This window comes from Planktosalinus lacus (assembly GCF_014640155.1).
Lineage (GTDB): Bacteria > Bacteroidota > Bacteroidia > Flavobacteriales > Flavobacteriaceae > Planktosalinus > Planktosalinus lacus.
Map to the genome: position 1 here is coordinate 1 of NZ_BMGK01000010.1, position 19,268 is coordinate 19,268.

At 37.6% G+C, this 19,268-nt stretch carries 25 protein-coding genes; 17 read left to right on the forward strand and 8 right to left on the reverse strand.

The window, feature by feature from the left end:
• A partial coding sequence (locus tag IEV69_RS11545) for an IS110 family RNA-guided transposase (RefSeq protein WP_188442625.1) occupies positions 1 to 870 on the reverse strand: 870 nt, incomplete at its 3' end.
• A 629-nt stretch (positions 871 to 1,499) separates the two neighbouring features.
• On the opposite strand from IEV69_RS11545, the gene IEV69_RS11550 reads away from it, so the two are divergent.
• From IEV69_RS11550 to IEV69_RS11615, 14 genes are all read left to right on the forward strand, one after another.
• Positions 1,500 to 1,754: a type II toxin-antitoxin system Phd/YefM family antitoxin gene (locus IEV69_RS11550; protein WP_188442626.1), complete on the forward strand. Its 255-nt coding sequence runs from the start codon at positions 1,500 to 1,502 to the stop codon at positions 1,752 to 1,754.
• Position 1,755: 1 nt separating this feature from the next.
• Entirely contained in the window at positions 1,756 to 2,013 is a 258-nt protein-coding gene (locus IEV69_RS11555; RefSeq protein WP_102088350.1) for a Txe/YoeB family addiction module toxin, read from the forward strand.
• A gap of 296 nt (positions 2,014 to 2,309) precedes the next feature.
• On the forward strand, positions 2,310 to 3,146 hold the full coding sequence (locus IEV69_RS11560) for a LytR/AlgR family response regulator transcription factor (protein WP_188442628.1): 837 nt from the start codon (positions 2,310 to 2,312) through the stop codon (positions 3,144 to 3,146).
• A gap of 124 nt (positions 3,147 to 3,270) precedes the next feature.
• The gene (locus IEV69_RS11565) at positions 3,271 to 3,933 is read left to right on the forward strand and encodes a CPBP family intramembrane glutamic endopeptidase (RefSeq protein ID WP_188442630.1); all 663 of its coding nucleotides are present in this window, start codon (positions 3,271 to 3,273) and stop codon (positions 3,931 to 3,933) included.
• Between the two features lie 305 nt (positions 3,934 to 4,238).
• Positions 4,239 to 4,538 carry a type II toxin-antitoxin system RelE/ParE family toxin gene (locus tag IEV69_RS11570; RefSeq protein WP_262891976.1) on the forward strand — a complete coding sequence of 100 codons (300 nt, stop codon included), beginning with the start codon at positions 4,239 to 4,241 and terminating at the stop codon, positions 4,536 to 4,538.
• A 1-nt stretch (position 4,539) separates the two neighbouring features.
• Positions 4,540 to 4,824 carry an addiction module antidote protein gene (locus tag IEV69_RS11575; protein ID WP_188442632.1) on the forward strand — a complete coding sequence of 95 codons (285 nt, stop codon included), beginning with the start codon at positions 4,540 to 4,542 and terminating at the stop codon, positions 4,822 to 4,824.
• A gap of 209 nt (positions 4,825 to 5,033) precedes the next feature.
• A complete protein-coding gene (locus IEV69_RS11580) occupies positions 5,034 to 5,279 on the forward strand; it encodes an AbrB/MazE/SpoVT family DNA-binding domain-containing protein (protein WP_188442634.1) in 246 nt (81 codons plus the stop codon).
• Complete coding sequence (locus tag IEV69_RS11585) at positions 5,270 to 5,593, forward strand: type II toxin-antitoxin system PemK/MazF family toxin (protein ID WP_188442636.1); 324 nt, start codon at positions 5,270 to 5,272, stop codon at positions 5,591 to 5,593. The genes IEV69_RS11580 and IEV69_RS11585 overlap by 10 nt, the downstream gene beginning before the upstream one ends.
• A 238-nt stretch (positions 5,594 to 5,831) precedes the next feature.
• A complete protein-coding gene (locus tag IEV69_RS11590; RefSeq protein ID WP_188442638.1) occupies positions 5,832 to 6,125 on the forward strand; it encodes a type II toxin-antitoxin system HigB family toxin in 294 nt (97 codons plus the stop codon).
• Between the two features lie 2 nt (positions 6,126 to 6,127).
• The gene (locus tag IEV69_RS11595) at positions 6,128 to 6,484 is read left to right on the forward strand and encodes a helix-turn-helix domain-containing protein (protein ID WP_188442640.1); all 357 of its coding nucleotides are present in this window, start codon (positions 6,128 to 6,130) and stop codon (positions 6,482 to 6,484) included.
• A 245-nt stretch (positions 6,485 to 6,729) separates the two neighbouring features.
• Complete coding sequence (locus tag IEV69_RS11600) at positions 6,730 to 6,972, forward strand: type II toxin-antitoxin system ParD family antitoxin (RefSeq protein ID WP_188442642.1); 243 nt, start codon at positions 6,730 to 6,732, stop codon at positions 6,970 to 6,972.
• Positions 6,969 to 7,271, forward strand: coding sequence for a type II toxin-antitoxin system RelE/ParE family toxin (locus IEV69_RS11605; protein ID WP_188442643.1), 303 nt, complete (start codon positions 6,969 to 6,971; stop codon positions 7,269 to 7,271). The genes IEV69_RS11600 and IEV69_RS11605 overlap by 4 nt, the downstream gene beginning before the upstream one ends.
• 323 nt (positions 7,272 to 7,594) lie before the next feature.
• Positions 7,595 to 7,846 carry a type II toxin-antitoxin system ParD family antitoxin gene (locus IEV69_RS11610; protein WP_188442645.1) on the forward strand — a complete coding sequence of 84 codons (252 nt, stop codon included), beginning with the start codon at positions 7,595 to 7,597 and terminating at the stop codon, positions 7,844 to 7,846.
• Entirely contained in the window at positions 7,839 to 8,138 is a 300-nt protein-coding gene (locus tag IEV69_RS11615) for a type II toxin-antitoxin system RelE/ParE family toxin (protein WP_188442647.1), read from the forward strand. Before IEV69_RS11610 ends, IEV69_RS11615 begins: the two co-directional genes overlap by 8 nt.
• A 119-nt stretch (positions 8,139 to 8,257) precedes the next feature.
• Here IEV69_RS11615 and IEV69_RS11620 read toward each other — a convergent pair whose 3' ends face one another.
• Positions 8,258 to 8,683 carry a hypothetical protein gene (locus IEV69_RS11620; RefSeq protein WP_188442649.1) on the reverse strand — a complete coding sequence of 142 codons (426 nt, stop codon included), beginning with the start codon at positions 8,681 to 8,683 and terminating at the stop codon, positions 8,258 to 8,260.
• Positions 8,684 to 8,852: 169 nt separating this feature from the next.
• On the opposite strand from IEV69_RS11620, the gene argS reads away from it, so the two are divergent.
• Positions 8,853 to 10,631: an arginine--tRNA ligase gene (argS, locus tag IEV69_RS11625; RefSeq protein ID WP_188442651.1), complete on the forward strand. Its 1,779-nt coding sequence runs from the start codon at positions 8,853 to 8,855 to the stop codon at positions 10,629 to 10,631.
• Positions 10,632 to 10,749: 118 nt separating this feature from the next.
• On the opposite strand, the gene IEV69_RS11630 is transcribed toward argS, so the two are convergent.
• The 3 genes from IEV69_RS11630 to IEV69_RS11640 are packed head-to-tail and all read right to left on the reverse strand — an operon-like array spanning position 10,750 to position 14,785.
• Positions 10,750 to 13,323, reverse strand: coding sequence for a TonB-dependent receptor (locus IEV69_RS11630; RefSeq protein ID WP_188442653.1), 2,574 nt, complete (start codon positions 13,321 to 13,323; stop codon positions 10,750 to 10,752).
• Positions 13,310 to 14,212, reverse strand: a complete 903-nt coding sequence (locus IEV69_RS11635) for a FecR family protein (protein ID WP_188442655.1) — start codon at positions 14,210 to 14,212, stop codon at positions 13,310 to 13,312. The genes IEV69_RS11630 and IEV69_RS11635 overlap by 14 nt, the downstream gene beginning before the upstream one ends.
• Positions 14,213 to 14,269: 57 nt before the next feature.
• A complete protein-coding gene (locus tag IEV69_RS11640; protein ID WP_188442657.1) occupies positions 14,270 to 14,785 on the reverse strand; it encodes an RNA polymerase sigma factor in 516 nt (171 codons plus the stop codon).
• A 102-nt stretch (positions 14,786 to 14,887) separates the two neighbouring features.
• On the opposite strand from IEV69_RS11640, the gene IEV69_RS11645 reads away from it, so the two are divergent.
• The gene (locus IEV69_RS11645) at positions 14,888 to 16,261 is read left to right on the forward strand and encodes a hypothetical protein (RefSeq protein WP_188442659.1); all 1,374 of its coding nucleotides are present in this window, start codon (positions 14,888 to 14,890) and stop codon (positions 16,259 to 16,261) included.
• Between the two features lie 32 nt (positions 16,262 to 16,293).
• Positions 16,294 to 16,758 (forward strand): hypothetical protein, encoded by a 465-nt coding sequence (locus IEV69_RS11650; protein ID WP_188442661.1) that lies wholly within the window; start codon positions 16,294 to 16,296, stop codon positions 16,756 to 16,758.
• 66 nt (positions 16,759 to 16,824) lie between these two features.
• On the opposite strand, the gene IEV69_RS11655 is transcribed toward IEV69_RS11650, so the two are convergent.
• From IEV69_RS11655 to IEV69_RS11665, 3 genes are all read right to left on the reverse strand, one after another.
• The gene (locus IEV69_RS11655) at positions 16,825 to 17,061 is read right to left on the reverse strand and encodes a DUF1456 family protein (RefSeq protein WP_188442663.1); all 237 of its coding nucleotides are present in this window, start codon (positions 17,059 to 17,061) and stop codon (positions 16,825 to 16,827) included.
• A gap of 46 nt (positions 17,062 to 17,107) precedes the next feature.
• On the reverse strand, positions 17,108 to 18,577 hold the full coding sequence (locus tag IEV69_RS11660) for a M28 family peptidase (protein WP_188442665.1): 1,470 nt from the start codon (positions 18,575 to 18,577) through the stop codon (positions 17,108 to 17,110).
• A gap of 156 nt (positions 18,578 to 18,733) precedes the next feature.
• Complete coding sequence (locus IEV69_RS11665) at positions 18,734 to 19,144, reverse strand: 5-fold beta-flower protein (protein ID WP_188442667.1); 411 nt, start codon at positions 19,142 to 19,144, stop codon at positions 18,734 to 18,736.
• Positions 19,145 to 19,268: the final 124 nt, after the last annotated feature.

The window sequence follows — 19,268 nt, forward strand, 5'->3', positions numbered from 1 at the left end:
CAAAGTGGGGTTGCAACGCACACAGGTCATTGATGGCATGTGCAGGACTGCCCGGATATGGCTATTTCCTTTCTTACTTATCCTTGTTTTTCCTTTAAAATTACCCGATTCTCTTAATACAACGTCATAGCCTGCATAACTTGTCAACTGTTTCCCGTTAGTTATTGATTCAAACCCTAAGGTCTCTCCAACGACTGTAGCTGCTGATATGAAAGAAATACCTGGAATACTTTCCAAAAAACCAAGCTTCCTGTTTAATGCCTGATCTTTTGATATCAAACAACGCATCTCCTCCTCGATGGAATCTATCTGGATGTCCAACAGCTTAAGCCTGGCCGCATGCCTCTTTGATGCCTTGGTATTATTGCCAACGCTTGATAAAATCGCTCCGTGACGATTGATCTCTACCGTTCTGTCCTTCAATAAAGAACTGCGCTCTCGGCTCAATACCTTTAATTGTTGCATGGTTTTACTTGGTGGATGCCAAGGGCGAAGGTTCCTTTCCAGACCCAGCATGCTCAGCATTCTACTGTCCAGGGCATCTGTCTTGGAGCGTTGATCCAAGCTTTGGGCATAGCGCTTTACACGTCCCGATTGCATAATACATACATCATATCCCTGCTCATAAAGGTAATGTGCCACATGCTGATGATAGACACCTGTGGCTTCCATAACTATTGTGAAATTAATCCCAGCATCAAGGGATTTCTTTAACCATTTATGCAAGACCTTAAAGCCCGAAAGATCATTACTGACATCTACATGACCCTCAAATTTCTTACTTAGATTATTAGTCAGATAACCTAAAGATATGCTCAAGCTTGACTTAGAGACATCGATACCCAAACATTGTTTCAATATTGTATTCATTATAATTGTTTTTTAAAGCCATAATTCCCTTTGCCATCTTTGCTCGCATTTGATTCGATCTCTATAAATTGGATCTAGGTACTGTTNAGAAAACTCTCTGTCCCTTCTATTTTAGCTCTTATTATTAAATGGAAAACTACTATATTTATGGATAATAAATTAAACACTGTAAACATACGAGCCTGAAACGTTGCAGAGTATACAGATAGAAAAAACTAAGTGGGGCGGCGGTGCGGTTAATTTTTTTAATTTCCAATCTGTGCGGAGTAGTTCGGAAGGAGTTCGCAGAGATAAAAACTTTGACATTCAGAACGCAAGCAACGCCGAAACCACCAGTTTGCGAGGACCGGACTTTAAGAATAAGGTCTCTTTTTTTTTGCGAAATAAGTGAAAGATTTGCGTAACGGAGGGGAACGCTGAGGAAGTACACTCTGCAACATCAGCTAAACAAAATGTGCGGGTAAAGCAGGTGTATTTTTTGTATTTTTAGGACTAATAAAAATAATGGGTTGTTTGCTAAGTGTAGGATTTGTACACTTCGTTTAGCTGCGACCGTTGCCAGCAATACGGAAAAAAATTGCGTATATCATATATTGTACATATATTTGTACTTAATAAAATACAATATTATGCAAATAACAACTGTTTCTGATTTTAGAAAAGATATTAAAACATACTTGGACAGAGTTGTAAAAAACTTTGAGACTTTAATTATCAATCGTGGAAAAGACTCTGGAATTGTAGTAATGTCTTTGCAGGAATACAATTCTCTAATGGCTACAAACCACGAATTGTCTTCTCGAAAAAATGAATTACGATTAGATTCTGCAATTGAAAAATTAAAAAGCGGAACGACTTTTAATAAAAACCTAATCGAAGATTAAGATGAAATATATATTCGTTGACGAATCTTGGGAGGATTATTTATATTGGCAAAAAACCGACAAGAAAAAGCTGAAGAAAATAAATGAACTTCTTAAAGACATCGCTCGAAATCCTTTTGATGGAATTGGAAAACCCGAACCTCTAAAGCACAAATACGCTGGATTTTGGTCAAGACGAATTGATAGTGAACATCGACTGATTTACCAATATAGAGAAGGAGAAATATTAATTGCGAAATGCAGATTTCATTACGACTGAAAAAAGTACTGCTGGCAACACCGTATATAATTTATTGCTAGTTCTAGCCTACTTACGAAAATCCTCACGGATTTTCTATCTGGTTTTTATTTGCTAAATTTAGTGCTTAAACCACGCAACAAACCATATACAATCACGTTGTGCTTCATTATCAGAAACCGCTAACCAATAATGAAACTCTTTAGAAAAATTATACAAAATTTACTTCCTCAGGTAAAATTTAAAAATATTTTAAACATATTCTTGGAGAAATTATTATTTACTTTTGAATCTTACAAGAAAAGAGTTTCTAATTCATGATTACTACACAACCAACCAAAAATAAAGTAAAAATAGCATGGCATAAATTTATCAGTAGTTCTGCAAGGAGTTGGATTCAGAAAGCAATTATATTAATGGTTTTCTCTTTAGTGGTAAATCATTTAGCAACGCGCGATAGTTTTCCAGATAGTGAATCGTATAGATTCCCTATAGAAGGTTTTCTGTCGTCTATTGTCTTATTTATTCTCATTGGAATCATAGCTTATCTTAATTTTAAATTTTACAAGAAAAAATATTTCTCTAAAAAGATAGAAATTATAACCATCGTATGGTTTATGGCTTCTACTCTAGGATATATTACAATCATGTATATTCCTGTAAATATTATTTTCAATATAGTTGCAGATGGACAGACAGAGTTCTATTATTTATTAATCGGTTTGCTAATCACCTTATTAGTGAGTTTTATTTTCATAGGTTTATGGTATGCACAAGACATATACAATTTATATAAGTTATCCATAAAAGATGCTAAAATTACTATTGAAAGCGGCGCGAAAATGACGAAGCTTACCTATGAAAATATTGCGTGCTTTTACAGTGAAAACAAAATTGTGTATACGGTTCAAAATAATGGCACAACAATCAGCACCGATTTTACATTGAATGAGCTCGAAGAAAAAATAAACAATCAATTGTTTTTTAGAGCCAATAGGCAAATTATTATTCACAAAGATGCTGTAGACCAAATTGAAAAAATCGAAAATGGCAAGTTGCGTATTCGATTAAAAGCTTCCATAGAAAACGAAGCGATTGCCGAAATCAATATCAGTCGTTACAAGCGAAAAGCATTTATGAATTGGTTTCAATAAAAGATAACAAAAACTAGCTACTATTCAGTTACAAATTTACTACCATTCAGTAAAAACAAAAGTATTTAAAGGGACTATCAGAGATTTTGTTCATTATTTCGCTTGGAATTTAAAATTAAAAACGATGAATAAAATTACCTTACGACAAACATTAATTCCATTAATTACCATGGCGATTATTTGTTTCATGTACTTTGGACCAATCAACAGAACACCTTTTGAAAATATAATTATCTCTATAATCATCATTATAGCTAATTATATAGAATACAAAGGAAAACCATTTTCAGCACTTGGATTTCAACGTGCAAAATTCAATGCAAAAAATCTTCTTATTCTTGCCCCATTAGTAGCTATAGCAATCTTTGTTTTTTATGTCATTGCAATAGTTCCTGGAATCGAGATGTTAACAGGAGTTCCTATTGATTATTCGAGTATGAGCCAATTGGAAGGAAACCTTCAACTCACCATCGTCTGGTTATTATTAGTATGGGCTACAGCAGGATTTGGAGAAGAAATTATTTTTAGAGGTTTTCTTATGCGACAGTTCGTTAAATTCTTTGGAGAAAGTAAGATCAGTATAGCACTTAATATTATCCTAATTACTGGTTTTTTTGGCTTTATGCACAGTCACCAAGGCATTACAGGACAACTTGTTACTTGGATTATAGGAGCACTAATAGCTTTGATATTCTATTTACGTAAATACGATTTGTGGTTTGTTATTGCCGTACACGGTTTTTTTAACACTATAGCTTTATTTTGTATCTACTTTGGCTTGGCTTAACAATAACTAGAAATATCGCTAACACTTTTATTTAACAATGTAAGGTTTTAAAAAATTAAGTTATTTTAAAAATAACGAAAGCACAACACCGTGTATAATTAATGGCTAGTTCACGCCTACTTACGAAAATCCTCGCGGATTTTCTATCTGGTTTTTATTTGCTAAATTAGGTGTTTAAACACGCCACTAATCATACACAAACACGTTGGCGTGCATTTAAGACTAACTTTTAGAATAAATCAAAAATCTTTTTCAAATCCAAAACATTAACTATATTTGTATCTTAATGGATACACTTTTGAATAATAGTTACCGAAAAAACATCTGAATTTGACAAGTGGATTAGAAAGTTGAAAGACATTCGGGCAAAATCCAAAATACTTTTCCGAATCCAAAAACTTGAAACGGATGAACATTTCGGAGATTGTAAACCTGTAGGAGACGGAATTAGCGAAATGAGAATTAATTACGCTAAAGGCTACCGAGTTTATTTTAAGGAAAAGGACAACAAAATTGTAATTCTTCTAATTGGTGGAGATAAATCGACTCAACAAAAGGATATTGAAAAAGCGAAAAAAATTTGGAACAAAATAAAAAAAGATTGAAATGGAAACCACAAGATTTGACATAGCGGACTATTTGGACAGCGAAGAAATGATTGCTGAATATCTGAATACAGTTCTCGAAGATGGAGACAGCTCTGATTTGATAGTTGCAATTGGACATATTGCAAAGTCAATTGGAATGACTAAAATTGCGGAGAAAACCGGAATGAGCAGACCAAGTCTGTATAAAGCATTATCCGACGGAGCAAAACCACAATTTGGTACTATAATGAAAGTATTGAAAGCCATTGGCGGACAAATCAAAGTAAAACCAATGTCAGCGTAAAAAAAACGACATCACAACAACTGGTATAACAAATAGTTGCTAAGTGCTTAACCCAAAGTTTTTGAATATTGAAAAACATAAATCCAAATCGGAATGGTTAGCGATTATTTGCACGCTACTTGCCATACCAGAGAACGTTGGCATTAATACGGAACGGATTTTGATATCTCAATAAAATGTATTTACTTTGTAATAACATTTTAAAAGTTATGGAAACTTCAATAATAAAAATAGGAAATTCAAAAGGACTTCGCTTGAGCAAGACCATTTTGGAAAAATACAATATCAAGGACAAGGTTGAGCTTATTCTTGAAAAGGAGCAGATTATTCTCAAACCAATAGCTTCACCACGGAAAAATTGGGAAAAGGAATTTAAGAAAATGAGTGAAAATGGAGATGACAAGTTACTAATGAATGATGTGTTCGATGACGAAAACCTTGAGGAATGGAATTAAAACAATACTCAATCGTTCTTGTAAATCTTGACCCAACAATTGGTAGTGAAATAAAAAAGACAAGACCTTGTGTTATTATTTCGCCAAATGAAATGAATAAATATTTGAACACAATTGTACTTGCTCCAATGACAACGAACCTGAAAAAATATCCGACCAGGGTTTCCGTTAGGCACAACGGAAAAAAGGGAATGATTGCAATCGACCAAATTCGGACAGTTGACAAGGTTAGAATTATTAAAGTTTTTGAAAATCTTACCAGTTCGGAAATTGACAAATGCAAAGAAGTAATAAAAGAAACGTTTGTCGACTAAAAAGTACTAATGCCAACACCGTGTAACACGCATTGCTTCTGATTTTGCTTGCGTTAGTTCGCTGCGCTCGTATCCTTCGGAAAATCCTCGCAAGCATGAACGTTTGTGTTTTTTAAGTATCTTAGTCCTTAAACCACGCAACACCTGTTACACAAACACGTTAGCACAAGCTGAAAAAAAACGAAATAATTACCATATTGGTAACTATTTTATTATGTTTGCGACAAACAATTATAATGTGCGAGTTATAGCGAAACGAACATTACGAGATTTTTGGGAAAAACACGTTGATTGCGAACAACAATTAAAATCGTGGTACAGAGAAACCGAAAAATTGGAATGGAAAAACGTTAACGATTTAAAGAATGAATATCCAAGTGCAAGTATTTTAAAAGACAATCGAATTGTTTATAACATCAAAGGCAATAATTATCGCTTGATTGTAAAATTCAACTTTGAATACGGAATATGCTGGATACGGTTTATTGGAACTCACGCAGAATATGACAAAATTGACGCAAATAACATCTGATTATGAAAATATCACCTATTAGAAACGAAAAAGACTATCAAAAAACGCTCGAAAGACTTGAGGATATTTTTGATGCAAAAAAAGGAACGGAAGAAGGAGACGAATTGGAAATCCTTTCAATCTTGATTGACCGATACGAAAATGAGAATTTCCCAATCGGAATGCCCGACCCTATCGAGGCAATTAAGTTCAGAATGGAACAAATGGGAATGAATCAAAAAGATTTAGCAGAAGTTGTTGGCTTTAAAAGCAGAGTAAGTGAAATATTAAATAAAAAAAGAAAACTGACTTTAAATATGATTAGAAAACTGAACACAACTCTTCACATTCCAACTGAAGTTTTGGTTCAAGATTATTAAAATAAAGCCAGTGGCTAATACCGTTTAAAAATAATTGCTTGGTTCTTGCCTACTTGGAAAATTGCCTCCGGCCAGCCAGCCTTCGGCGGGTTAAAATTCGCGCTCGTGCCTATCGGATTTTCCTACTGGTTTTGTACTTTCAAAGGTTCGTGCTGAGACACGCCACAGCTCATATGCGAGAACCGTAGTGCGCAATTTGGCTGCGTTACCAAGATTTGGTATATTTGATTAAAATTTTAGTCAAAATGGGAAAAAACACATCAATATCACTCGGAGATCATTTTGAGGATTTTATTAGAGAAGAAGTAAATTCTGGAAGATATGGTTCAGTTAGCGAAGTTATTCGTTCAGCATTACGTTTGTTAGAACGTGAAGAAAAAAAAGAAAGAGAACTGATTAAAGCTCTCGAAGTTGGAGAAAATAGCGGATTTGTTGAAAATTTCGACCCAAAACAAAACCTGACTGAATTACATCGCCAACACTTATGAGTAAAAACAAATATCGAATAAGTAAGCAAGCGATTGATGATTTAAATGATATTTGGGTTTATACTTTTTACAAATGGTCTAAAGAACAGGCTGACAGATATTATGACTTAATAATTGGAGAGATTGAATTTATAGCGGACAACTATTTGACTGGAAAATCAACAGAACAAACTCGGAAAAACTATCGAGTAACCACAATCAAATCGCATCTGATTTTTTATAGAAAAGTCGAAAATGATATTGTAGAAATCGTTAGAATTTTACATCAGAGAATGGATATAAAAAAACGACTGAAATAAAAAACTGCACACAAAAATGGGTTTAATTAATTGCTTGTTCTCGCCTACTTCTTAAAATTGCCTGACGGCCAGGCAGCCTTCGGAGGGTTAAAATTCGCTGCGCTCCTTCTAAGTAGTAAAACTTCGAAGGAGAAGCTCGTATCTATCGGATTTTCCTCAGGTCTGGGTTTTGTTTGCTACACCTGCCGGCAGGAAGGTTGGTTGCTTAATCCGAGCCTGAGGCGGGCATGCACGCCACAGCTCAGAGCCGAGACCGTTGTGTGTAATTTGAGAATTTGGATGTTATACCAATATTTGGTATATTTGAATCAAATAATATCAAAATGAACAAAAACACATCAATATCACTCGGAAATTATTTTGACCAATTCGTTCAAGGTAGAATTAAGGAAGGTCGATTTAAAAATGTTAGCGAAGTTATACGCGCAGGATTAAGACTTTTAGAAGAAGAAGAAAGTAAGGCTGTTGCATTGAGAAATGCAATTCAAGAGGGAATTGATAGCGGAATTGCACACGACTTTGACCCGAAAAGACATCTTGAATCTCTGAAAGCTAAAAAGCACTCGAATGGCTGAGTATAAGCTGACTAATAAAGCTGTTGAGGATTTAGCGAAAATCTGGGATTATACTTTTAAAGTTTGGTCTGAAAATCAAGCGGACAACTATTATGAAATGCTAATTTCAAACTGTCAAGGTATTGCAGATAATCCAAATTTAGGAAAAACCTATGACGGAATTACAGAATCCCTTCTTGGAATGAAAGTAAATAGCCATATCATATTCTACCGATCTATAAATGAAAACTATGTTGAAATCACTAGGATTTTACACGAGAGAATGGATTTAAAAAAGAGAATAACCGAATAAAAAAAACTATACACAGCACCGGTAATAATCTATGGCTTGTCCATGCTCACTCGGAAAATTTCCTAACGGCCAGTTCGCTGCAGGAAGGTTTAATTTTTTTGAGGCTTCATTAATAAATTTTACAAATCCTCAATTTGTGTTGGGCTGTTATCAATTTTATAATTGATTATTTTTTGGAAAAAGCGGTGGGTTGCTTTTTGTGTGGCGCCTACTTTGATAAAGTGATGGTCTTTGTAGATGCCATATTCTTCTGCCTTGCCTTTGTAAATGTTTAATTTGTAATAAGGAATTACCAGTGCATAGCTTTCCAGCAGTGATCGAAACCCCACGATGATTCCGCCCGGGCGCATTTCGATATTGCAGCGGTTTTGGTTATTGTCAAGAATGAGCAGGTTATAGATTTCCAGACTTGCAGCGTTAATGTCGAGACCCGGTGAACCAATGCCTCCCATTTTGATGCGTTCAGTCAGCGGGAAGGGTTTGCCCACTTCGGCATCTATTTTTCGTTTGATCTTGGGATTGTTATAAGAGACGTTTACCAGCATTCTATAAAAATACGAATTAATCCGAATGATTCCGAATTTATCCGAATTTTACCGAATGAATCCGAATTGAATTGGGTTGTTTTTTTTTTTTGAGGGATTGTGGGGTAGGGGGAAAAGGAATTTTTTCCACTATCTTTGCAGGCTGAAAAAGGGCTTTAAAAATAAAATTATGAATTTACAACACATACTGGACTATACTACTAAAGAGGCTTTTCAATCATTGTATCAGACCACATTGCCTTCAGTAGAGTTTCAGGCTACGCGAAAGGATTTTGTGGGTGATGTTACCGTGGTGACCTTTCCGATGCTGCGGTATGTGAAGAGGAACCCGGAACAGTTGGGACAGGAGCTGGGCACCTATCTGGTGACTCATGTTGCTGAGGTGGCCGATTTTAATGTGGTGAAGGGCTTTTTGAACCTGGTTATTTCGGAGTCTTTTTATCTGGATTTTTTTAAAGGGATATTGGATCAGCCCAACTTTGGTATTCAAGAGGTTAAACCGGGCTCCAAGGCTGTGATGGTTGAATATGCTTCTCCCAATACCAACAAGCCGCTTCATCTGGGGCATATCAGAAATGTGTTGCTGGGCTATTCGGTTGCTGAAATTCTAAAAGCATCTGGTAAGAAGGTGTATAAAACGCAGATTATCAATGATCGCGGGATTCATATTTGCAAAAGTATGTTGGCCTGGAAGAAATTTGGCCATGGAGAAACCCCTGAAATCAGCGGAATTAAAGGTGACAGATTGGTGGGGAATTATTATGTGAAATTTGATCAGGAATACAAAAAGGAAGTTGCCTCTCTTACAGCGCAAGGAATGCCAGAGGAGGAAGCTAAAAAGCAAGCACCTTTATTACTGGAAGCGCAATTGATGCTTCAACAATGGGAAAATGGTGATGAAGAAGTTGTAGCGTTGTGGAAAATGATGAACAGCTGGGTGTATGCGGGTTTTGAAGTTACCTATCAAAATATAGGCGTTGATTTTGATTCTTATTACTACGAAAGTGACACCTATTTACTGGGCAAAGATGTTGTAGCACGCGGAATGGAAATGGATGTTTTTTACAGGAAAGAGGACGGCAGCGTTTGGATTGACCTAACCGATGAAGGCCTAGATGAAAAGATCGTTTTGCGCAGTGATGGCACCGCCGTGTATATGACCCAGGATATTGGCACAGCCATACAGCGGGTGAAAGACCACCCCGATGTGGGTGGTATGGTTTATACCGTTGGGAATGAACAGGATTATCATTTTAAGGTATTGTTTTTAATTCTCAAAAAGCTGGGCTATAGTTGGGCTGCGAATTTATTTCATTTAAGCTATGGTATGGTTGACCTGCCCAGCGGAAAAATGAAAAGCCGTGAAGGTACTGTTGTTGATGCCGATGATTTGATATTTGATATGACTCAAACTGCAGAGCGTATTTCTGAGGAATTGGGCAAACTGGATGGGTATACCAAAGAGGAGAAAAAGCAGCTTTATTCCACGATAGGTCTGGGGGCTTTAAAATATTATATTCTCAAAGTAGATCCCAAGAAGCGCATTTTATTTAATCCTGAGGAATCAGTAGACTTTCAAGGGAATACCGGGCCGTTTATTCAGTATACTTATGCGCGCATTCAGTCTATATTACGAAAGGATTCCGGTTTAAACCAGTCGCTTCCTGAAGTTGTGGAAATGCATGCGAAGGAGAAAGAGCTTATCAAGCAATTGTCTGTTTTTCCGGATGTGATTCAACTGGCGGCTGCAAATTACAGTCCTGCGTTGGTAGCCAATTATACTTATGAGCTGGTGAAGATCTACAATTCATTTTATCAAAGTGTACCCATTTTGGCTGAGATTGATGCCGTGAAGCGTTTGTTTAGAGTGCAATTGTCCCGCAAAGTGGGAGCGGTGATTGCCTCATCGTTCAGATTGCTTGGGATTTCAGTTCCTGAACGGATGTAAGTTTTATTGAACCTGATTTTAGGTACTTAAGAATTAATAATTGATAATTTTTTTTTAGAATTGTTAATGAAGAGTTGAGGGTCCTTTGATTTAGTATTTGAATTGAATCTGTCTCCTATTAAAAAAGAATCTGCACTGAGATATTGGGTGTTATTCCCAGTGAAATTTGTTCTACCTGATTGATGACAGGATTTGAAGTATCACTGTCTTCCACGACGAAATACGTGTTTAATACATTTTTACGATTGGTAAGGTTGAGCACCGCGGCATTGACTGTTATTTCTGTTTTTTCACCGGCTTTGAAGTCATATTCTGCTGAAAGATCTACTCTGATATAGTCATCGTTTCTGGCCTGATTGGGGATGTCATATTGAATGGTGGGCGTTCCATTTATAATTTCAATTGCATTTCTGCTCAGTGGGAGTGAAACGGGTTTTCCACTGTGCCAGTTAATGCTGCCTGCTAATTTTAAGCGGTTGATGTTATAAGAAGATGCCAGCGTCAATTTATGTCTGATATCAAAATTATGTGGAAATGTTTCAGGCTCGAGTTGGCTGAATGTATAGTTGTTTTCTGCGAAGGTATAGCTTGTCCAAAAGCTCCAGTTTTTTGTTTTCTTATTGACGATGAGTTCGATGCCATCAGATTTGTATTCACCATTGATGCGCACAAATTGCAATTGGTTTTGAAATGCCTGATTGGCCGATGTAATTCCCGTTACTTTTTTGGAAAACCCTTCCAGTTGCAGTAACCAGTTATTTTTTTGATAGAGCAGGTTGAGTGAAAATTGATTGCTTTTGCTAATGGGAACGTCATTGTTATTGGCCAATACCCAGCGTCGTTTTTCCACACCCAGGAAGTCGCTTTGAAAGTCTATGCGTTGTGTGACTGTCTGGCTTTTTTGTTCATAGGCCCCTTCAAGGGCGAATCCGCCACCCAGTTTTTGGTGGATATTCAGGCGGGGTTCGAGTATTAATTCTTCAAATTTTGGGATGTAACTGGCTCTTAAGCCTGCTGTGATGCGTGTTCCAGAATTTTCCAGGTTTAAGGCATTACTCAGGTAGAACGCGTGGGTGCGCAACACATTTTTCACATAATTGCGAAACAGAGGTATGTTTACTTCTTGCTTGTTAGCGATGCCTGTTTCGGTAAATTGATAGCCAGCAGAGAGGCTGTAAGCCCGACTGAAGCTTTGAGTCAAGTCGATTTTGGTTCCGGTTTCTAGCACTTCGTTTGTCTGAATGAATTTTTGATTTGAAAAAATGTCGAGATTAGAAGCATCCAGTAAGTAGTAAGTTCCATATACAAGGGCAGTTGTTGAGAGTTTGGGGTTCCAGTCACGTTCCCAGGAGATTCCACCTGCTAATGAGTTTTGGTCGAGCTCACTGGTTTCTGAGTTTTCAATAGTTTCTGTGGTAAAGGTTTCAGTAAAGTTGAGTGAGTTATTAATGGTTAAGAAATTGACCCGCAAGCGGTCTTTTTCTGTAGCATTGTAAATGGCTTTGAAGCTAAAATCATAAAAGAAAAATTCTTCATCAGAACTCAATGAGCCGGTTCCGGCCAGGTTTTGCAGGTTTGTTATTTCGGTATCCTGAAATACTTTATCAAATAGTTGTTTGTATGCCGGGCTTTCAACTATATCAGTAAAAGTGCGTCTTCCCGAGAGGTGGAGGGCAAGTTTATCGTTCACCTTAATTTTTGCAAACGTTCCAAAGTTGATCATATTGAGCTGAATCCCTAATTGGTGTGATTGGGTGAAGTCGTCATCAGAGTGCATAGCGACTACTCCAGAAACGCTTTCGCCATAGCGAGCGTGGGTACCGTTTTTAAAGACTGAAACTTCCTTGGTGAGGTAGGGGTTAAAACCGGAAATGAGTCCAAAAAAATGTCCGTTTTGATACATTTTTATATCGTCCCAAAGGATGAGGTTTTCATCGGTTGTTCCTCCTCTGATGCTAATGTTAGAGACCGTTTCATCGACGCTTACAATTCCGGGCAATGATTGTATCATTTGCAGGATATCAGGTTCTGTAAGTCCGGGCAGGCTTCCGAAGTTATCGACATTCAAATTGAAGGACCCCTCTGCGGTTTTGCTAATTCCTTTGGTAAAAATATCCCGCAGTACGACCTCTTGGAGTTCGTCAGTTTTGGGTTGAAGCTGTAGCTGAAAGCAATTGGGTTTTTCAATGAAAGTGCTCACCGGCCATTGAGTCGTTTCATAGCCGAGGTATCTGATGGTGAGTTGTGCGTTTTCGGGAATATTTTTGATATGGAAGCGTCCGTCCAAATCTGTAACGGTTGCTTGTGATGTATTGAGCACTTGGATTGTTGCACCGGACAGGGGTTGCTTTGTATGCGCGTCCAATATGATTCCGCACAGGGTGATTACATTGACGGGTGCAGGGCTTACCGCTATGTAGCGTTCATCTATTTGTTGAAAAGAAAGGTGAGTATTATTGTTTAAATATTCCAGGAGTTGGTTGATGTCCAATCCGGAACGGGGAGGTAACAGTGTGATGGTATCGATGTCGTTTTGGGCATAGGAAAATCGCACGTCGTGGTTTTCTTCTATGTTTTTCAATACCTCTGTTAGTGGAATTTTATCGTCGGTTTGGGCATTGATTGGAAGGCTCCAACACAGGAGAATAAAAATAACTTTTATAAATGTGTTTTGCCCCTTATTTATTCCCATAAATTGTCACCGAGTTATTCTCTCCAATTGTATAAGTGAGTTGTAATGGTAGCGTGATTGTTTTTAGAGCGTCTTCAAGATTGGTGTGTGTAAATGTCCCGGTGAAATGTTGTTTGGTATTGACATTTTCCAGATTGATTTCAATGGCATATTGTCTTTTAAGTTCGTTGATTACCAGAATAAGCTCGCTGTCTTGAAAGGTGCTTTCATTGTTCATCCAACTTGGTTTGTTGACGGCAATTTGGTTTTGTGTTATGATTTCACCGTTTTCAATGATGACTTTGTTGCCAGCGGGTAGTTGTAGTTTTTCATTTTTAAACGATATTTCCACCAATCCTTCATAGCAAGTCACGATGAAGCGATTGTTTCTGCTAAGTACATTAAATTCTGTTCCGAGGACACTTACTATGCCCTGATTGGTTTCCACATCAAACTTTTTACCTTTTGCTACTTTGAAAAATGCTTCTCCTTGCAGAGAAAGTGTGCGTTTTTTATCCCAGGATTTTTTATTGAAGATGATCTTTGATTCTGCATTGAGTACTACTTCAGATTTATCGGGAAGTACAGTTGTTCTTTTTTCTGCGAGACCAGAAGTAACACTTGCGTCGAGACTGGTTACATAGAGGTATCCGGTGAGGATCAATACCAGCATTGCGGCATATTTGAGCAATGATTTGTAGTTGAATAAAGTTATCACTTTGGGTTTTGAAACTGTTTTTTGTGACAGTTTTTCCCAGGTTTTTTCTTTTTCAAACGGGGGCGTGTTTAACTTGGCCGTTGTTTCTGCAATTTTTAGAAATTCGCGCCCGGTTTCAGAAGCCCGGAGTGTTTTGAGCTCTTCTTCTGAAATTTCGTTATTTAAATACTTATGTAAAAGTTCTTCATTCATTGTATTTGATTCTCTTGCTATAAAACAGTTGCTAATGGGTTTACCCTACCTTAATCATTATATATTCATATTTTTTAATTCAGTTCTCAACGAATCCAGTGCCTGGCTCATTCTTTTTTCAACAGCTTTTACTGAGATGTCGAGTATTTCGGCAATTTCGCGGTATTTTTTTCCTTCAATGCGGTTTAATAAAAAAGCGGTGCGTTGTGCTTCTGTGAGGTTTGCCAGTGCTTTTTCAAGTTTTGCTTCAAATTCTTTTTCTTCCAGCACAAACTGAGGTGATTGATCGTTGATTTTTGGAACTGATTTTTTAGTAAAATTCAGGACTACTTTTTGGTGGGCCACTTCATTGAGGAAAGCGTTATTGCACACGGTATATAAAAAAGATTTTGCTTTATTCTGCGGTACTTTGGAACAGTTTTCCCAAAGTTTAATAAATGCTTCCTGCACCAAATCTTCTGCCCGGGCTACATCACCACATTTGAAATAGATGAAATTGTAGATGGCCGGTGAAAGGGACTGAAACAATTTATTGTAAACAGATTCTTTGCACACAGTTTCCTGATCACTCATAATATTTCTATATATTAGGTGTAAATGTATTTAAAAGATTTTAAAAAAAAAGGGTAGGGTATTTTTTATCCTAATTGTTTTACTAGTATAATGATATCAAAAATGAAACTATTTCACAAACCAACTTTGCTATTGCTACTTGTTAGCATCTTTTTTATTTCCTGCCAAAAGGAGGAGATAGACATCATTGATGAAACTCCTTCAGATGCAATTACTGCAGCATCTGATCTTGCCAAACTATTAATCAACACTTCTCAAAACAGTGGTGGTATTGATGACTTTATTGATGGCACGTCCTGTTCTTCAATTCAATTTCCTTATGAGGTGATTATTAACGGGCAAACCATCACCATCGCCGATGAGGATGATTTAAACAATCTTGTAAACACCACTGCAACAATCACAGTTGTTTTTCCTGTAACTGTGGTCTTTGAAGATTTTTCGACGCTTGAAATTAACAGCCAACAGGAGCTTAATGAATTGGCCGCGCTTTGTCAAACGATTGATGAGGCCATTAACTGTGTTGAGTTTGTTTATCCCGTTACATTTTTCACCTATAATTCCAATAATGAACAAACCGGCACGGTTGTCATTAATTCCAATGCTGAATTATTTCAATTCATCACCGGGCTCGATGCCGGCGTTTATATCGCGATTGATTTCCCTATAGAAGTGATTCTTGGTGACGGCAGTCAAGTGACTGTCACCAGTAATGCTCAACTGCAGGGTATCATTGAAAATTGTGATGAGCCCGGTGATGACCCTCCAACACCTCTTGATTTAGAAACCGTTCTTACAACTGATAGTTGGTTTGTGTCTTACTTTTTTGATGATGAAGATGAAACCTTTGTGTTTGCAGGCTATGAATTTTTCTTCAATCCGGGTGGTGAGGCTACAGCCACCAATGGAAGCACAAGCATTCCCGGAAGCTGGTCTATCACCAACTCGAGCAGCGGGCAACTTAAACTCAACCTGGATTTTGGTGTGAACGATCCGTTTGATGAACTTGAAGAAGACTGGAAGGTAATGGAGTTTAGCAATGAGCTCATTCGCTTGTTTGATATCAGTGGCGGAGATGGCAGCACTGATTATCTTACGTTTTCTAGAACCCCCACAGACGGTGGTGGAAGTTCAGAGGCACAAGAGTTAAGAGATGCTATGACAGATGGTAACTGGTTTATTTCACTCTATCTGGAAGACGGCGATGAGGATGAAACCTCACACTTTAATTCGTTTACTTTTGACTTCATGGAAAACGGTCAGATTGCAGTTTCCAATAGTAGTGTGACCCTTGAAGGAACCTGGTTTGTAAGTGGAAGCGACTCTAACTTAAAGCTTGTTTTGAACTTTATTGATGTCTACCCGCTTGATGAATTAGATGAGGACTGGAGTGTTGTGAGTTTTAGCAATACCCTAATAGACCTCATTGAGGAAAATGACGATGATGGCGATATCTTAAAATTTGAAAAACTATAATAATCTAACCTTTAACTTTTAAAACCATATTTATGAGAACCAATTTTTTTCTTGCATTTCTAACAATATTTTCAATGAGTTTAATGTCTTCAACCTGTTCACTGGATGATGATGGTAATGACGATGACGGATTTGATGATGATGGCGGCAGTATTGCACAAATTGACAATACTGTTGTTGATGGAAAATGGAACGTAATCGACTTTGTTGAAGACGGAACAGACCAAACCTATCATTTCAATAATTTTGAATTTACATTTAATACCAATGGGACATTAATTGCTGCCAATGGTTCAACGACCAAAAACGGTACCTGGTTGACCGGTACAGATGACAGTACACCCAAACTGATTTTGAATTTTTCAGACAGTAGCGGTCCTTTTGAAGAAATTAGTGAAGACTGGCATATTGAAACGGCTACTTCAACACTCCTGGAGTTAAGACATGTGAGTGGTGGTGACGGCAGTGTTGATTTGCTCACATTTGCAAAAAATTAGATTTCCCTTTTTTTACCCCCAATTTGTTAGTTAGTGTAAAGCCTTTTTCCTTTGGGAAAAGGGCTTTTACTTTTTATTGGGTTCTTCCCGCGGTCCTCTCAGGTGTATGATGAGGCCATTTAAAAAATTACGTAGAAACTGATCGCCACATTCCATGTACTTAGGATGGTCTTCTTTTCTAAACAAAGCACCCAGTTCTGATTTTGAAACCTGAAAGTCTACCAGTTTCATAATCTCCACGATGTCGTCGTTTGTTAATTTCAGTGCTACGCGCAGTTTTTTGAGTATATCGTTATTGGTCATGGGAGGGTGGTTTAAGATTCAAAATTCAAAGTTCAATGTTTAATGTTTATTTTTGATACAGTTCTTTTCCTGCGGCTTCATATTTATCACCACTTACCCAAAAAGGGGTTACCGGGTTGTTTGCAATAAGTCTTCCGGCCAGGACATAGGATTTGAAGAAGTTCACAAGATAGTCATAATCGACCGTATCAGGATTGTCACTTGGCTGGTGATATGTTTCGGTAAGTTTGCCTGAAAAGGAGGTGAAACCCATTGAAAAGGTAGGAGCGGGGACACCTGCAGCTGCAAAATGAACATTGTCACTTCTGTCAAAGAGGTTTTGTTCCGGTGCCGGGTCGTCGATGGCATCGAGTCCGAAAGCGGAGGCTGCTACTTTGATGTCCTGTTCTGCAGTTGTTCTTCCGAGTCCGACGATCGTAACTTTAGAGGTATCGTTGTAACCGGCATTGTCGCTATTGAAGCAAAATACGGTTTGTTTTTGAGGAATTAAGGGGTTGTTGACATAGTAATTACTACCCAGCAAGCCTTTTTCCTCACCCGTAAACAGGATGAACAAAGCGCTGCGTTTGGTGGGGTATTTTGCCAGGTTTTCAGCCATACTTAACACGGTGGTGATTCCCACTACATTGTCACGTGCCCCGTTGTAAATAGAGTCGCCAGTGGCATCGGGTTTGCCCACTCCCACGTGGTCATAGTGTCCCGAATAAATGATGAACTCCTCTTTAAGTTTGGGGTCTGTTCCTTCAACCATTGCTACTACATTGCGTGCGTTAAATTCTTCTTTTTTGCTTCCACTGATGGTGATTTCTGCCTCATTGTTTTGTTCCATACTCAATTTGTTTGCAGTTTCTCCATCGTTATCAAGTGCAATCATGTAATTGAATTCGTCTTCATCCTCATTGTCTGATTTTAGTGAAATAATGGTTTCGCTATATGCGTGTTCTATATAGTTCCAGATCATTGGATTGATGGCAAGAAATTCGACGACTGCTTTGGCACCCATTTTTTTTGCGATCGCTCTTTTTTGTTCCATTAATTGAAATTGTTCCTGTGCTGATTGGGCTGTTTCACTTCCGCCTTTAAGGTACACTACTTTTCCTTTTACATCTTTACCGGAGTAGTCTGCTTCCAACCCATAACTAAGATATACAGCCTTACCGTTGTAGGATATGTTGCCTCCATTTACGGCTACGAACTTTGGAAGTTCGTTTTCATTCACTTTTAGTTTTGCCATTGACGGAGGGATGGTTTTTATCATGGGAACTTGTTGGAAGTAACCGTCTGCTCCGGGCACTTGCTGTACGCCATAGCTGTGCAGTTGAGTGGCCAGGTATTGTGCTGCGATGAGTTCTTCCCGGGTTCCTGTTTCACGCCCCAGCATTTCATCACCTGCCAGGAAGTAGAGGTGGCTTTCGATTTTTTCTTTAGTTATAAAAGTTTGGGCAAGCTCTTTATCTGTTTGGGCATTTAGAATTCCTGCGACTATCAAAAGCGTAATTACAATACTATTTTTCATTTGTTTTATTTTTTATGAACTAAAGGAATACCAATTCTTATTGTGTTTTTTTTCAAGGCACTTAGAATGTTTTTGTTTGTGGCTTGACGCTGGTAATTGTTACAAAATAAAACAATTTAATTGAATGTAAAGCAGTAATTTTTTGAATCGCTTGTTTTACTCAAATTCAAAAAAGAAAAAGACCACGGCAGCCCATTCTTTTTTTATGCCTTTTGCATATCCTAGGGTACTGTAGCTGCTGTCCTGTACCCTGCCATCTTCTTTGATATAACCTATGGTTGAATAACTGCTGTTTTGTACGCGCCCATCTTCTTTTACATACCCCACAGTGCTATAACTGCTGTTTTGAATTTTGCCATCTTCTGTGATGTAGCCAATCGTTGAGTAGCTGCTATCTTGAATACGTCCATCATCTTTGATGTAACCTATGGTGCTGTAACTAGCATTTTGAATTCTACCGTCATTTTTGATGTAAGCGGTGGTGCTGAAGCTTGAATTTTGAATTGTTTGGGAAGTAGCTGCCTGAAAGCTGAAAAAGCTTAAAGTGAAAAGTAATACTAGTTTCATAAGATTTATTTTAGAGACTCAAATAAGTTATCATCAAGTACTTTGCCAAAGCGGATAAAGACATTTATGAAGAGCGCAAAGAAGCGAAAAAAAAAGCTCCTGATTTTACAGGAGCTTTTCACTT